At 62.4% G+C, this 14,884-nt stretch carries 12 protein-coding genes; 2 read left to right on the top strand and 10 right to left on the bottom strand.

Annotation, left to right across the window (positions count from 1 at the left end):
- Window positions 1–103: 103 nt before the first annotated feature.
- The 3 genes from hutU to hutC all read right to left on the bottom strand — a co-directional run bounded on the left by hutU (window position 104) and on the right by hutC (window position 3,450).
- Complete coding sequence (gene hutU / locus ABOC32_RS04935) at window positions 104–1,777, bottom strand: urocanate hydratase (protein ID WP_016502006.1); 1,674 nt, start codon at window positions 1,775–1,777, stop codon at window positions 104–106.
- A gap of 393 nt (window positions 1,778–2,170) precedes the next feature.
- The gene (locus ABOC32_RS04930; protein WP_426810285.1) at window positions 2,171–2,743 is read right to left on the bottom strand and encodes a HutD/Ves family protein; all 573 of its coding nucleotides are present in this window, start codon (window positions 2,741–2,743) and stop codon (window positions 2,171–2,173) included.
- Window positions 2,740–3,450 (bottom strand): histidine utilization repressor, encoded by a 711-nt coding sequence (gene hutC / locus ABOC32_RS04925; protein WP_169725194.1) that lies wholly within the window; start codon window positions 3,448–3,450, stop codon window positions 2,740–2,742. The genes ABOC32_RS04930 and hutC overlap by 4 nt, the downstream gene beginning before the upstream one ends.
- 144 nt (window positions 3,451–3,594) lie before the next feature.
- Here hutC and ABOC32_RS04920 point away from each other — a divergent pair, with 144 nt between their 5' ends.
- Window positions 3,595–4,959 (top strand): formimidoylglutamate deiminase, encoded by a 1,365-nt coding sequence (locus ABOC32_RS04920; protein ID WP_426810284.1) that lies wholly within the window; start codon window positions 3,595–3,597, stop codon window positions 4,957–4,959.
- A 122-nt stretch (window positions 4,960–5,081) separates the two neighbouring features.
- On the opposite strand, the gene ABOC32_RS04915 is transcribed toward ABOC32_RS04920, so the two are convergent.
- The 5 genes from ABOC32_RS04915 to ABOC32_RS04895 all read right to left on the bottom strand — a co-directional run bounded on the left by ABOC32_RS04915 (window position 5,082) and on the right by ABOC32_RS04895 (window position 10,505).
- The gene (locus ABOC32_RS04915) at window positions 5,082–5,654 is read right to left on the bottom strand and encodes a lipocalin family protein (RefSeq protein ID WP_234226586.1); all 573 of its coding nucleotides are present in this window, start codon (window positions 5,652–5,654) and stop codon (window positions 5,082–5,084) included.
- Entirely contained in the window at window positions 5,651–5,905 is a 255-nt protein-coding gene (gene bamE, locus ABOC32_RS04910) for an outer membrane protein assembly factor BamE domain-containing protein (RefSeq protein ID WP_043200628.1), read from the bottom strand. The genes ABOC32_RS04915 and bamE overlap by 4 nt, the downstream gene beginning before the upstream one ends.
- 293 nt (window positions 5,906–6,198) lie before the next feature.
- Window positions 6,199–6,795 carry a DUF924 family protein gene (locus tag ABOC32_RS04905; protein WP_426810283.1) on the bottom strand — a complete coding sequence of 199 codons (597 nt, stop codon included), beginning with the start codon at window positions 6,793–6,795 and terminating at the stop codon, window positions 6,199–6,201.
- 3 nt (window positions 6,796–6,798) lie between these two features.
- A complete protein-coding gene (locus ABOC32_RS04900) occupies window positions 6,799–7,809 on the bottom strand; it encodes a class 1 fructose-bisphosphatase (RefSeq protein WP_012274595.1) in 1,011 nt (336 codons plus the stop codon).
- 245 nt (window positions 7,810–8,054) lie between these two features.
- Window positions 8,055–10,505, bottom strand: coding sequence for a glycogen/starch/alpha-glucan phosphorylase (locus ABOC32_RS04895; protein WP_426810282.1), 2,451 nt, complete (start codon window positions 10,503–10,505; stop codon window positions 8,055–8,057).
- 185 nt (window positions 10,506–10,690) lie between these two features.
- On the opposite strand from ABOC32_RS04895, the gene ABOC32_RS04890 reads away from it, so the two are divergent.
- A complete protein-coding gene (locus ABOC32_RS04890) occupies window positions 10,691–11,095 on the top strand; it encodes a YkgJ family cysteine cluster protein (protein WP_003249225.1) in 405 nt (134 codons plus the stop codon).
- Between the two features lie 183 nt (window positions 11,096–11,278).
- On the opposite strand, the gene typA is transcribed toward ABOC32_RS04890, so the two are convergent.
- Both typA and thiI read right to left on the bottom strand, forming a co-directional pair.
- The gene (gene typA / locus ABOC32_RS04885) at window positions 11,279–13,102 is read right to left on the bottom strand and encodes a translational GTPase TypA (protein ID WP_016489590.1); all 1,824 of its coding nucleotides are present in this window, start codon (window positions 13,100–13,102) and stop codon (window positions 11,279–11,281) included.
- Between the two features lie 128 nt (window positions 13,103–13,230).
- Window positions 13,231–14,685, bottom strand: a complete 1,455-nt coding sequence (gene thiI, locus ABOC32_RS04880; RefSeq protein ID WP_426810281.1) for a tRNA uracil 4-sulfurtransferase ThiI — start codon at window positions 14,683–14,685, stop codon at window positions 13,231–13,233.
- Window positions 14,686–14,884: the final 199 nt, after the last annotated feature.

Genomic DNA, 14,884 nt, shown 5'->3' with positions numbered 1-14,884 from the left:
TACTCCAAATCGCGTGGAGCCGCAGGCCCGTTCGTGGGTGCCTGCGCGCTCCTTCTTGTTGTTCAGTATCACCCCTGGCGGGGTGCGATCCAAAGCGTGGCAATCAGCCAGTGATCATCGGCAGGTCCAGGCCCTGCTCCTTGGCGCAGTCGATGGCGATGTCATAACCGGCATCGGCGTGGCGCATGACGCCAGTCCCTGGATCGTTGGTCAGTACACGGGCGATGCGCTCGGCAGCTTCATCGGTGCCGTCGCAGACAATGACCATGCCCGAGTGCTGCGAGAAGCCCATGCCCACGCCACCGCCATGGTGCAGCGACACCCAGGTAGCGCCGCCTGCGGTGTTCAGCAGGGCGTTGAGCAGCGGCCAGTCGGAAACAGCATCCGAGCCATCACGCATGGCTTCGGTTTCGCGGTTGGGGCTGGATACCGAACCCGAGTCCAGGTGGTCACGGCCGATCACCACCGGCGCCGACAGCTCGCCACTGCGGACCATTTCGTTGAAGGCCAGGCCCAGCTTGGCGCGCAGGCCCAGGCCAACCCAGCAGATACGTGCCGGCAGGCCCTGGAAGCTGATGCGCTCGCGGGCCATGTCCAGCCAGCGGTGCAGGTGGGCGTCGTCGGGGATCAGTTCCTTGACCTTGGCGTCGGTCTTGTAGATGTCCTCGGCCTCGCCAGACAGCGCCGCCCAGCGGAACGGGCCAACGCCGCGGCAGAACAGGGGGCGGATATAGGCAGGGACGAAGCCCGGGAAGTCGAAGGCATTGGCCACGCCCTCTTCCTTGGCCATCTGGCGGATGTTGTTGCCATAGTCGAAGGTCGGGACGCCCTGCTTCTGGAAGTCCAGCATGGCCTGCACGTGCACGGCCATCGACTGCTTGGCAGCCTTCACCACTGCAGCCGGTTCGGTCTGCGCGCGGTCGCGGTACTGTTCCCAGGTCCAGCCGGCAGGCAGGTAGCCGTTCAGCGGGTCGTGGGCGCTGGTCTGGTCGGTGACCATGTCCGGGCGCACGCCACGCTTGACCAGCTCTGGCAGGATTTCGGCAGCGTTGCCGTGCAGGGCGATGGAGATGGCCTTGCCTTCGGCGGTGTATTTGGCGATGCGCACCAGGGCGTCGTCGAGGTCGGTGGCCTGCTCGTCGACGTAGCGGGTTTCCAGACGGAAGTCGATGCGGCTCTGCTGGCATTCGATGTTCAGCGAGCAGGCGCCGGCCAGGGTGGCGGCCAGTGGCTGGGCGCCGCCCATGCCGCCCAGGCCTGCGGTGAGTACCCACTTGCCTTTCAGGCTGCCGCCGTAGTGCTGGCGACCGGCTTCGACGAAGGTTTCATAAGTGCCCTGGACGATGCCCTGGCTGCCGATGTAGATCCAGCTGCCGGCGGTCATCTGGCCGTACATGGCCAGGCCTTTGGCGTCCAGTTCGTTGAAGTGTTCCCAGTTGGCCCAGTGTGGCACCAGGTTGGAGTTGGCAATCAGCACGCGCGGGGCGTTGCTGTGGGTCTTGAACACGCCGACCGGCTTGCCCGACTGCACCAGCAGGGTTTCGTCGTCTTCCAGGCGGGTCAGGGTTTCGACGATCTTGTCGTAGCATTCCCAGTTACGGGCGGCGCGGCCGATACCGCCGTACACCACCAGTTCTTTCGGGTTTTCCGCAACCTGTGGGTCGAGGTTGTTCATCAGCATGCGCAGTGGCGCTTCGGTCAGCCAGCTTTTGGCGGTCAGCTTGTTGCCACGTGGGGCACGGATTTCAACGTCACGGTATTTGTTGTTGTCGGTCACGGGAAAGGTCCTCTGCGGTCGTCCGCGGGCGGGTATGTCGTGGTCAATATACAAACATACCTTTACTTGTATGTACAAGCATGGACAACCAAAATATTCGGACCTTGTCGTTCCTGACTTGAGTTGTGTGGTGGGGCGGAGATCGAGCGCCGCCCGCGCGGCGCATCGCGAGCTGCGCTCGCTCCTACGTTTGTTTTGGGCCAATTATGCCTGTGGCAGGCGCGCGCGACCGCCTGGTTTGTCGACCCGATATCGTGCCATGCGCCACAGCGTTCGCGCGCAAATCCCACAGGCAAAATTGGCCTGAAACAAACGTAGGAGCGAGCGTAGCTCGCGATGCGCCGCGCGGGCGGCGCTCGATCTCACAGGCGCCAAAAATTTACTGGCGAACCCTCAGCGTCCAACCAACTCGATCAGGCAGAACCGCCCCTGAACCTCCAGCCCCAGCAACTCGTCGTTGCCCTCCAGCCGCAGGCAGTCATACAGCCCCAACCGCTGCACCTCGCGCCCCTCCAGGGTCACGTCCACCTGGCTGCCGGCAGCAAACAACAGCACCGTCGACGCCGAGCAGTACAACCGGCTGGTGCCATCAAACCACTGCAACCGCGCCCGGTAGCGCTGCGGGGCATAGATCAGGTTGAAATCGCGGATCGGCCCGCCCAGCAGCTTGCAGCTGACCTGGCTTTCGCCGCTGAAGGCAAAGGCATCGAACGGCAGCAACGGCCGGCTTTGCTGGCCATCGACCAACAGGCGCATGCCATCGCCCTGCAGCACGGTGATGATCCGCTGGTAACCGGCGAAGGTGGAAAAGCCGCCAGAATCCTCGATGTCGGCAATCGACAGGCGCCAGCCAAAACCGTCCAGGCCCTCGCCACTGTCGCGGGTGATCTCCTCGGTGAAACCGCCACCGTTCTTCCACGGCATGCGCGGGTAATCCTGCGCACGCAACAACTGCAGCTGGCTCATTTGCTGAAACGTCCTTCCAGGCGATGACGGGAACCGGGGTGGATCAACCGCGCAGCGGTCACCGGCTGGCGGCCGGACCAGGTGCGGCGGCGGATCAACAGGCAAGGTTCTCCCCGCTCGATCTGCAGCAGGCGGCATTCTTCCGGCTCGGCCAGAATGGCTTCGACCACGTGTTCACCCTCGGTCAGCGGCGCTACCTGGGACAGGTAGGCGTAAGGCGTCTGCCGAGTGAAGTCCTGCTTGAGGTAGTCGGGTGCGATCGCGGCGTTGACGTAGCGGTCCTCGATCTGCACCGGCACGCCGTTCTCGAAATGCACGATCAGCGAGTGGAACACCCGCTGGCCTTCGCGCATGTCCAGGGCCAGGGCCCGTTCGGAACCGGCGGCTTCCTCGGTGAGGGTGATCACCTGACAGCTATGCTGGTGACCACGCGCGGCAATTTCATCGGCAATGTTGTTGACTTCGAACAATGCCGAACGGCCCTTGGGCTCGGCCACGAAAGTGCCGACCCCTTGCATGCGCACCAGCAAGCCGTCGGCCGTGAGTTCGCGCAGGGCACGGTTGATGGTCATGCGGCTGAAACCCAGCTCGTTGACCAGTTCACTCTCCGAGGGGACCCGGTGGTGCGGCGGCCAGCTGCCGTTGTCGATCTGCTGGATGATCATCTGTTTGACCCGGGCATACAGCGGCGCCGGGCCCTCGCCCATCTGGGCAACCAGCGCGGAGACAGGAGGTGTCGGCACGGCGTTGGATCCTTGTGCATAGGGAATGAGCGGTAGCTTGCCGCAGTTTACCCGGCAGGCAAACGCCTGTATATGTATATACAAGTTAACAATAACAGGATTTCACCGATGTCCGCCTACTTCGCCGAACGCGCTTTGCTACCTACAGGCTGGGCCAGCCATGTCCGTATCGAGGTCGCCAGCGATGGCCATGTGACCCGCATCGAGCCGGGTGCTTCGGCCGAAGGCGCCGAGCGCCTGGCCGGCCCGTTGCTGCCCGGCATGCCCAACCTGCACTCGCACGCCTTCCAGCGCGCCATGGCGGGCTTGGCGGAAGTCGCCGGCAACCCCAACGACAGCTTCTGGACCTGGCGCGACCTGATGTACCGCCTGGTCGGGCAGATCAGCCCGGAGCAACTGCAGGTCATCGCCCGCCAGCTGTACATCGAAATGCTCAAGGCCGGCTACACCTCGGTGGCCGAATTCCATTACGTACACCACGACCAGGCGGGCAAGGCCTACGCCGACCCGGCCGAACTGTCCCGCCGCATCAGCGCGGCTGCGACCGACAGTGGCATTGGCCTGACCTTGCTACCGGTGCTGTACAGCCATGCCGGGTTCGGCGGGCAGGCACCGAACGACGGCCAGCGGCGCTTCATCAACTCCACCGAACAATACCTGCAACTGCAGGCACAACTGGCCCCGCTGCTGGCCGCGCAACCCGCGCAGCAACTGGGCCTGTGCTTCCACTCGCTGCGTGCGGTGACGCCGGGGCAGATCGCCGAAGTGCTGGCGGCCAGCGACACGCACTGCCCGGTGCATATCCATATTGGCGAGCAGCAGAAGGAAGTGGACGACTGCCTGGCCTGGAGCGGCCTGCGCCCGCTGCAATGGCTGTACGAGCATGTGGAGGTGGACCGCCGCTGGTGCCTGGTACATGCCACCCATGCCAAGCCGGATGAAGTCACCGCCATGGCCCGCAGTGGCGCAGTGGCCGGGCTGTGCCTGACCACCGAGGCCAACCTGGGCGACGGGATTTTCCCGGCGGTGGACTTCCTGGCCCAGGGCGGGCGTATGGGCATTGGCTCGGACAGCCATGTGTCGCTAAGCGTGGTGGAAGAACTGCGCTGGCTGGAGTATGGCCAGCGCCTGCGAGACCAGCGACGCAACCGCTTGTACCGTGGCGACCAGCCGATGGTCGGGCGCACGCTGTACGACGCCGCGCTCGCGGGCGGTGCACAAGCACTGGGGCACGCGGTCGGGGAGCTGGCCGTGGGCAAGCGCGCCGACTGGCTGGTGCTGGATGGCCAGGACCCCTACATCGCCCTGGCAGATGGCGATGCCATTCTCAACCGCTGGCTGTTTGCTGGCGGGGATCGCCAGGTGCGCGATGTGATGGTGAATGGGCAATGGGTGGTGCGCCAGGGGCGGCATGCCCAGGAAGAGGAAAGCGCGCGGGCGTTTGCCGGGGTGTTGCGGCAACTCTTGGGCTGACTGGTTGCCTGTTCCGGCCCTATCGCCGGCAAGCCAGCTCCCACAAGGTCACCACGGTTATTGAGAACTGCGCAGTACCTGTGGGAGCTGGCTTGCCGGCGATGAGGCCAGCAAAGCCAACCTCAGTGCATCTTGACGATCTGCTGATCCGAAGCCCGCCAGATCAGCCGGCTGGTGTCATACCCTTGCTGCCGCGCCTTGGACAGCAGGTTCTCGCGCTCCCAGGCCGGTAGCGTCGGCGTGCGCGACAGAATCCACAGGTGCTTGCGGTCCGGGCTGCCGACCACTGCCGTGCGGTAGCGTTCGTCCACGTACAGAATCCAGTATTCGCCCCGAGCCACGCCAGGCACCAGCTTGGTGAACCAGTTATCGAACTCTACCCACAGCTTGTCGGTGTGCCCCGGCTCCTGGATGCTTGCGTGCCCCTCGGCACGCAGCCACTCATCACCCATGGTGCGGCAGCGGTTGAGCACACCAAAGGTGCCATCAGGCTTGAGGTTGTAGTGCGCCTCGGACTGCTCGCAGCCGGTCTGGTAGCGCATGGGCAGGCGCGCCAGTTCGAACCATTTGCCCTGGTAGCGCTTGAGGTCGACATTGCCAGCGGTCTTCGGCGCCAGCGGGTCGTGCACGGAGCCGGCACACCCCCCCAGCAGCAACGCCAGGCATACCCCCATCAGCAGGTACAAACGCCTCATTTGAGGCCCTGCCCTGAATACATCAGCACCTTGTCAGCCGCGTACTGCACGCTGATGAAGCTCTTCTCGTCCCCCCAGGTGCAGCTGCTCATGCCCAACGCGCCAGAGCACTCGGTCGGCGTACCGAGCAACTGCTCGACCTCGGCCTTGTTCATACCGGCCTTGATCCTGGAATAGTTTTCCTGGTTGATCTTGCTGCAGGCAGTCAGGACGACGCACAGCGACAACAGGGCGAGGGAACGCAACGACATGAAGGACACTCCTGAAGAGGGGAAACAGGCGAGTGGCCTGCAGTGACCTTCGACGGGAAAATCCCTCCCAGGTTCCCTGCCCTCCCCCCTTTGCACCTACACCATTGGTCGGATGGCCATTACTGTGCGATTAATCACAAAGTAATAGCCCCTAAAACACAAAAGGCCGCCCCTACACACTGTAGGAGCAGCCTTGTGCTGCGAAAGGGCCGGTACGGCCAATCGAACTGTGCTGCCAAGGATGGCCTCTTCGCAGCGCAAGGCTGCTCCTACAGAGGCCATTCAGTCATGGCTCAGAACCTGGACCCAGGCTCCAGCAAAAAGTCCATCTCTTCGCTGGTGCTCGGCCGCTCCAGCACCAGGTTGCGGTGCGGGAAGCGCCCAAACCGGGCAATCACCCGCTGGTGCTGCTCGGCATAGTCAAGGAAGCCTTCGAACAGCCGCCGGCTGGCTTCGGGCTGCTCGTCCAGCAACAACTGATAGCGCTCGACGCACAGGTTCTGCCAGTCCAGCACCTCGGCATGCTCCAGCACCAGCAGCACGAACACGCGCTGGATCGGCAGCAACTGGTAGTCCCAGCCCTTCTGCAGGCCCTGCATGGCCACCACCTGGGCACGCCGGTCGCCTTCGAAGGCGCGCGGTGTGTCGCGATAGAGCATGCGCGGCAGCTGGTCCAGCAAGATCAGCAGGCCCAGCCAGCCCTGCGGGCTTTGCTGCCATTCGTCGAGCCCACCCGCCAGGGCGTGCTCGACCAGGTCGCCAAACAGCGCATGGGCATCGGCATCGTGATGCTTGCCGAACCACAGCGTGCTCTTCTCGTCAGCCACGGCCTGGGCACTGGTGCCCCAACCGAACCACCACTCCAGCAACGGCTGCCAAGGTGCGAGCATGACTTACTCCTTGTGGTAGGCGGTGACGCGCTCTACTTCTTCCTTCGAACCAAGGATTACCGACACGCGCTGGTGCAGGCTCTCTGGCTTGATGTCGAGGATGCGGTCGTAACCGTTGGTAGAGGCGCCGCCTGCCTGTTCGATAATGAACGACATCGGGTTGGCTTCGTACATCAGGCGCAGCTTGCCTGGCTTGCTTGGCTCGCGGGCGTCACGTGGGTACATGAACAGGCCGCCACGGGTCAGGATGCGGTGCACGTCGGCCACCATCGAGGCAATCCAGCGCATGTTGTAGTTCTTTTTCAGCGGGCCGGTTTCGCCGGCCAGCAGTTCGCCAACGTAGCGTTGTACCGGGGCTTCCCAGTGACGCTGGTTGGACATGTTGATGGCGAACTCGGCGGTGGTCGCCGGTACCTGGATGTTTTCGTGGGTCAGCACGAAGCTGCCCAGTTCGCGGTCCAGGGTGAAGCCCTTGACGCCGTTGCCCAGGGTCAGGATCAGCATGGTCTGCGGGCCGTAGATGGCATAACCGGCGGCGACCTGCTCGGTGCCTGGCTGCAGGAAGGCTTCTTCGTTGAGGCTTTCGTTCTGGCTCAGGTACTGGTTAGGGCAACGCAGCACCGAGAAGATGGTGCCGACCGAGACGTTGACGTCGATGTTCGACGAACCGTCCAGTGGGTCGAAGACCAGCAGGTACGCGCCTTTCGGGTACTTGCCGGGGATCTGGTAGGCGTTGTCCATTTCTTCGGAGGCCATGCCGGCCAGGTGGCCGCCCCATTCGTTGGCTTCCAGCAGGATATCGTTGGAAATCACGTCCAGTTTCTTCTGGACTTCGCCCTGCACGTTTTCAGTGCCCATGCTGCCCAGCACGCCGCCGAGGGCGCCTTTGGACACGTGATGGCTGATTTCCTTGCACGCACGCGCCACCACTTCGATCAGGAAGCGCAGATCGGCAGGGGTATTGTTGCTGCGGGTCTGCTCAATCAGATAGCGACTCAGGGTAACGCGGGACATGTATGGCTCCGAAAGGATTGGGGAGTAAAAAACCCCCGCAGTTTACAGGGAGAGTGGCGGGCTAGCGAGCAATGAGACTCGCCACGGCTCTCAGACGGCACAATAGGTCGCTAGTTCAGCCTTCGCCAGGCCGATGGTCCGGTTGTGGGCCCATTCGCGGGCACGCCCGCTCCCACAGGTGTCTCGCAAGCTTCGAGGCCTGCGCTGTACCTGTGGGAGCGGGCGTGCCCGCGAATGGCCTCACATCAATCCAGTGCCTTCCAGATCTCGGTAGCATATTCGCGAATGGTCCGGTCCGACGAGAACCAGCCCATCCGCGCCGTGTTCAGCACCGCCATGCGCCACCACTCCTGCGGCGTGTGCCACAGGTCTTCGACCCGCCGCTGGGCATCCCAGTAGGCATCGAAGTCGGCGCACACCAGGAAGCGGTCGTAGGCCACCAGCCCGTCGATCAACCCGGCATAGCGTGAAGGGTCGTCTGGCGAGAACACACCGCTGCGAATCGCCTGCAGCACGTCGCTCAAGCGGTTGGAAGCGGCTATGGCGGCATTGGCACCAAAGTCACCGGCACGCTTGCGCGCCTCGACCTGCTGCGCGGTCAGGCCGAAGATGAACATGTTGTCGGCGCCCACCTGTTCGCACATTTCCACGTTGGCACCGTCCAGGGTGCCGATGGTCAGCGCGCCGTTCAGGCCGAACTTCATGTTGCTGGTACCGGAGGCTTCATAACCGGCCGTGGAAATCTGCTCGGAAAGGTCGGCCGCCGGAATGATGCTTTCAGCCAGGCTGACGTTGTAGTTGGGCAGGAACACCACCTTGAGCAGGCCGCGCACGGTCGGGTCGTTGTTCACCACCCGGGCGATGTCGTTGGCCAGCTTGATGATCAGCTTGGCCTGGTGGTAACTGGCCGCCGCCTTGCCGGCGAAGATCTTCACCCGCGGCACCCAGTTGGTGCCAGGGTCGTTGCGAATGGCCTGGTACAGCGCCACGGTGTGCAGCAGGTTGAGCAGCTGGCGCTTGTACTCGTGGATACGCTTGACCTGCACATCGAACATCGCCTCGGGGTTGACCGTGACACCAATGCGGTCCTGGATGATGCTGGCCAGGGCGCGCTTGCTGTGCAGGCGCTGGGCGGCGAACTGCTTGCGGAAACCCGCCTTGTCGGCGAATGGCACCAGGCCGGCCAGAAGCCCTTCAGGGTCGTCCTTGAGCCCCGGCCCAAGCGCTTCGACCAGCATCTCGGTCAGCTGTGGGTTGGACTGGTACAGCCAGCGGCGGAAGGTAATGCCGTTGGTCTTGTTGTTGATGCGTTGCGGGTAGAGCTTGTGCAGCTCGGAGAACACGGTGCTCTTCATCAGCTTGCTGTGCAGCGCCGACACGCCGTTGACGCTGTGCGAGCCAAGGAACGCCAGGTTACCCATGCGCACCCGGCGGCCGTTGTCTTCCTCGATCAGCGACACCGCGCGCAGCACGTCGAAGTCGTGCATGCCTTTGGCCCGCAATGCGTCGATATGGTAGGCGTTGATCAGGTAGATGATCTGCATGTGACGCGGCAGCATGCGCTCCATCAGGGCTACCGGCCAGGTTTCCAGGGCTTCGGGCAGCAGGGTGTGATTGGTGTAGGCGAGCGTGCCAACGGTCAGCTCCCAGGCCTTTTCCCATGGCACTTCATGCTGGTCTACCAACAGCCGCATCAACTCTGCCACGGCAATCGAAGGGTGCGTGTCGTTAAGCTGGATGGCCGCCGCATCGGGCAGGTTGAGCAGGTCCTTGTGCATGTTCAGGTGGCGTCGCAGCAAGTCCTGCAGCGAAGCCGACACAAAGAAGTACTCCTGGCGCAGGCGCAGTTCCTGCCCGGCCTCGGTGCTGTCGGCCGGGTACAGCACGCGCGAAATGCTCTCGGCCCGCGCCACTTCAGCCACCGCCCCCAGGTGGTCACCGGCGTTGAAGCGCTCCAGGTGCAGCTCTTCCAGTGCCCGCGCACGCCACAGGCGCAGGGTGTTGACGCTGGACCCGCGCCAGCCGACCACGGGCGTGTCGTAGGCCACCGCACGCACCGTTTCGCCAGGCGACCATACCTGGCGCTGGGTACCACTGGCGTCGTTCACGGTTTCGACACTGCCGCCGAAGCTGATCGGGTAGATCACCTCGGCACGCTCGAACTCCCAGGGGTTACCGAAGTCCAGCCAGTTTTCGGTCTGCTCCTGCTGCCAGCCATCGACCACGGCCTGACGGAACAACCCATGCTCGTAGCGGATGCCGTAACCATGGGCGGCAATGCCCAGGGTGGACATGCTTTCCATGAAGCACGCCGCCAGGCGGCCGAGGCCACCGTTACCCAGCGCGGCGTCGGGTTCGAGCAGGCGGATGCGCTCCAGGTCCACGTCCAGCCCTTGCAGCGCCTCACGGGCGACGTCCAGCAGCCCCAGGTTGCTCAGGCTGTCGTACAGCAAGCGGCCGATAAGGAATTCGAGGGAGAGGTAATAGACCCGCTTCTGGCTTCTACGGTAAGCCTGGCGGGTGTGGTCCATCCAGTGGTCGACCATGTGATCGCGCGCGGCCAGGGCAATGGCCTCGAACCAGTCGTGGTCGAACGCATGCTCCGGGTCCTTGCCGACCGCGTAGGTCAGCTTGTTCAGTACTGCGGCGCGAAATTCGGCCACCTCGGCGTCACGTGCTTCGGGTTCCTGGGACATGCGGCATCCTCTGGGCAAGTTGACGAAAGCGGAGGGAGAGTGATGAGACTAGACCCTTCGACAGGGAGTGACAGTTACTGTTCGCAGTTTTCATGCCCACTTTGCCAATCCGGCAAAAGGTTGTTCATAAATTGAACAATTCCGGTATGATCGCGCGCCCCAAGACCGTGATCCACCCTATAAAGATGAAAACGACCCTGATCGCCGCGGCCGAAGTCGACCGCCTGGAGACCTGGCAGCGCTATACCAGCAACATGTGCCATGGCTGCCATTCGACCTGCTGCACCCTGCCGGTGGAGGTGAAGATCAAGGATCTGATCCGTATCGGCGTGGTAGACGAGTTCGAGAAAGACGAACCGCCGAAGAACGTGGCCAAGCGCCTGCAAAAAGAAGGCATCATCGAGCGCTTCAACCAGAAGTCGGGCATCTTCACCCTGACCCGGATGAGCAACGACGACTGCATGTACCTGGATCGTAAAAGCCGGCTGTGCACCATTTATGACAAGCGCCCGGATACCTGCCGCAACCACCCCAAGGTCGGGCCGCGGCCGGGGTATTGCGCCTATAAGCCCAAGGTGGTTGGGCGCTGATCGTCAGCCTGATCCGGCCTCTTCGCGGGCTTGCCCGCTCCCACAGGATCTCCACAACATTCAGAACCTGTGCAGCACCTGTGGGAGCGGGCAAGCCCGCGAAGAGGCCAACGCAAATCCTGAAGGCAAAAAAAACGCCCCCGGCCTTTCGACCGGGGGCGTTTTCATTCAGCCAAAGCTAACTTAGCTGTTTTTGGCTTTCTTGGCAGCGCGGGTACGCTCGCTTTCGTCCAGGATCTTCTTGCGAAGACGGATGGACTTCGGCGTTACTTCGCACAGCTCGTCTTCCTGGATGTATTCCAGAGCCTGTTCCAGGGTGAAGCGAACCGGCGGAACCAGGGCGATGACTTCGTCTTTACCCGAAGCACGCATGTTGTCGAGCTTCTTGCCCTTGGTAGGGTTGACGCCCAGGTCGTTGTCGCGGCTGTTCTGGCCGATGATCTGACCGTTGTAGATCTCCTGGCCGTGCTCGACGAACAGCTTGCCGCGCGCCTGCAGGGTTTCCAGCGAGTAGGTCAGCGCCTTGCCGGTTTCGACCGAAACCAGTACGCCGTTCTGACGGCCGGACATGTGACCGGACTTCACTGCGTCGTAGCGATCGAAGATCGAAGTCAGGATGCCTGCACCGTTGGTCAGGGTCAGGAACTGGTTACGGAAACCGATCAGACCACGCGCCGGGATGTTGTATTCCAGGCGTACACGGCCCTTGCCATCCGGAACCATGTTGGTCAGGTCGCCTTTACGCAGGCCCATTTCTTCCATGACCTTGCCCTGGGATTCTTCAGGGATGTCGATGGTGACGTTTTCGAACGGCTCTTGCTTGACGCCGTCGACTTCGCGAATGATCACTTCCGGGCGGCCCAGGGCCAGCTCGAAGCCTTCGCGACGCATGGTTTCGATCAGTACCGAGAGGTGCAGCTCACCACGGCCCGAGACCTTGAACTTGTCTGGGGAGTCGGTTTCTTCAACGCGCAGGGCAACGTTGTACAGCAGCTCTTTGTCCAGACGGTCCTTGATGTTACGGCTGGTGACGAACTTGCCTTCCTTGCCGCAGAACGGCGAGTCGTTGACCTGGAAGGTCATCGAAACGGTAGGCTCGTCGACGGTCAGCGGCTTCATCGCCTCAACGGCAGTCGGGTCGCACAGGGTGTCGGAGATGAACAGCTCGTCGAAACCGCTGATGCAGACGATGTCGCCAGCCTGGGCTTCTTCGACGTCGACGCGGTGCAGGCCGTGGTGGCCCATCAGCTTGAGGATACGGCCGTTACGCTTCTTGCCGTCGGCGTCGATGGCGACAACCGGGGTGTTCGGCTTGATGCGACCACGGGCAATACGGCCAACACCGATCACACCCAGGAAGCTGTTGTAGTCCAGTGCGGAGATCTGCATCTGGAACGGGCCGTCACGGTCAACAGCTGGCGCTGGAACGTGGTCGATGACAGCCTGGTACAGGGCAGTCATGTCTTCGCCCATTTCGGTGTGGTCCAGACCGGCAATGCCGTTCAGGGCCGAGGCGTAGACGACTTTGAAGTCCAGCTGTTCGTCGGTGGCACCGAGGTTGTCGAACAGGTCGAAGATCTGGTCCAGAACCCAGTCAGGACGCGCGCCCGGACGGTCAACCTTGTTGATCACGACGATTGGCTTCAGGCCGGCTTCGAAGGCCTTCTTGGTCACGAAGCGGGTTTGCGGCATCGGGCCGTCTTGGGCGTCGACCAGCAGCAGCACGGAGTCGACCATCGACATTACACGCTCAACCTCGCCACCGAAGTCGGCGTGGCCGGGGGTGTCGACGATGTTGATGTGGTAGCCGTTCCAGTTGATGGCGGTGTTTTTCGCCAGAATGGTAATACCGCGCTCTTTTTCCTGGTCGTTGGAGTCCATGACGCGCTCGTCGTTGAGCTCGTTACGCTCCAGAGTGCCGGACTGACGCAGGAGTTTGTCGACCAGGGTGGTTTTACCATGGTCAACGTGGGCGATGATGGCGATGTTACGCAGATTTTCGATCACAAGTGTATCTCGATCAGAGGATTCGGTTGCCGCCCATTGTAGGCGGCCAATATGTACTGTTTAAGGCTCAGCGGGCCCGGCGGTCGGGAGGGCGATGGCGGATACTGCCGCCATACAGCCCCGGCGTCTTATGTCGGACGATAAACACGCACATTGGCATGTCCCTCACTGAGCAGATGGTGTGCGTGCAAACGGCTCATCACACCCTTGTCGCAATACAGCAAGTACTGGCGCGTCGGGTCCAGGTGCTTGAACTTGCTGTTGATGGCATAGAACGGCATGGCCTGGACTTCGATACCTTCCAGCACCAGAGGTTCGTCTTCCTGGGCATCGGGGTGACGAATGTCGATGACGATCTGGCCCGACAGCGCCTCGGTCACTTCCTCGATTTCGACGTCCTTGCCCAGCTCATCGATCACATGGTCGATGGAGATCAGCCTGGCGCGCTCCAGGGCGCGCTCCAGCACGGCCATGTCGAACTGCTTCTCTTCATGCTCCATGCGGTGGCGCTTGGCGTGAGTGGTCGGGTTTACCGAAATCACGCCGCAGTATTCTGGCATGTGCTTGGCGAAGTCGGCGGTGCCGATTTCGGTAGCCTGGTCGATGATGTCCTGCTTGTGGCTGGCCAGCAGCGGGCGCAGCACCAACTTGTCGGTGGCCGAGTCGATGATCGACAGGTTCGGCAGGGTCTGGCTGGACACCTGGGAAATGGCTTCGCCGGTCACCAGCGCATCGATCTCCAGGCGGTCAGCCATGTGGGCGGCACCGCGCAGCATCATGCGCTTGAGGGTCACGCCCATGTAGCTGTTGTCGACCTTGTTGAGGATCTCGCCGACCACTTCTTCGAACGGCACGCTGATGAACAGCACGCGCTGGCTGCTGCCGTACTTCTTCCACAGGTAGTGGGCCACTTCCATCACGCCCAGCTCGTGGGCACGGCCGCCGAGGTTGAAGAAGCAGAAGTGGGTCATCAGGCCGCGGCGCATCATCTGGTAAGCCGCCACGGTGGAGTCGAAGCCACCGGACATCAGCACCAGGGTCTGCTCCAGGGCGCCCAGCGGGTAACCGCCGATGCCCTGGTGCTGGTTGTGGATCACGTACAGGCGCTGGTTGCGGATTTCGATGCGTACCAGCACTTCAGGCTTCTTCAGCTCGATGCCGGCGGCGCCACACTGCTGGCGCAGCTGGCTGCCGACGTAACGGTCGACATCCATCGAGGTGAAGTCATGGTGGCCACCGCGCTTGCAGCGCACGGCGAAGTGCTTGCCGGCCAGCAGGTGGCCGAAGTGGTGCTTGCACTTGGCAACGATGTCGTCGAAGTCACCCAGCGGGTATTCCTCGACCTGCAGGAAATGGGTGATACCCGGCGTGCAGGTGAGGCGCTCGATGATCTCGCGCTGGACCTTTTCGTCCTCGATGCGGGTGACCACTTCGAGATTGTCCCAGACACCATCGACCGCGAGCTCAGGATCGAGGTCCTTGAGCACGTTGCGGATGTTCTTGGCGAGCTGGCGGATGAAGCGCTTGCGCACCGGCCGGCTCTTGATGGTGATTTCTGGGAAGACTTTGACGATAAGTTTCATTGGTTAACAGCGCGCGCAGGGCCTGCCGAAAATGAGGGGCGCGAATTATATCGGAAATTGCTCAGGATTTGACCAACTTTTGTACAGAAGGTTGGATTTATATTGCCTGTACTGGCCTCATCGCCGGCAAGCCAGCTCCCACAGGACATCGGCAGGCCCCGAGACCTGCGCCTGATCTGTGGGAGCTGGCTTGCCGGCG

The sequence above is a fragment of the Pseudomonas sp. WOUb67 genome, from assembly GCF_050058005.1.
Classification (GTDB): domain Bacteria; phylum Pseudomonadota; class Gammaproteobacteria; order Pseudomonadales; family Pseudomonadaceae; genus Aquipseudomonas; species Aquipseudomonas putida_R.
Note: the sequence above shows the minus strand (reverse complement) of the source record. Positions and strands in the feature narration are given on the sequence as shown.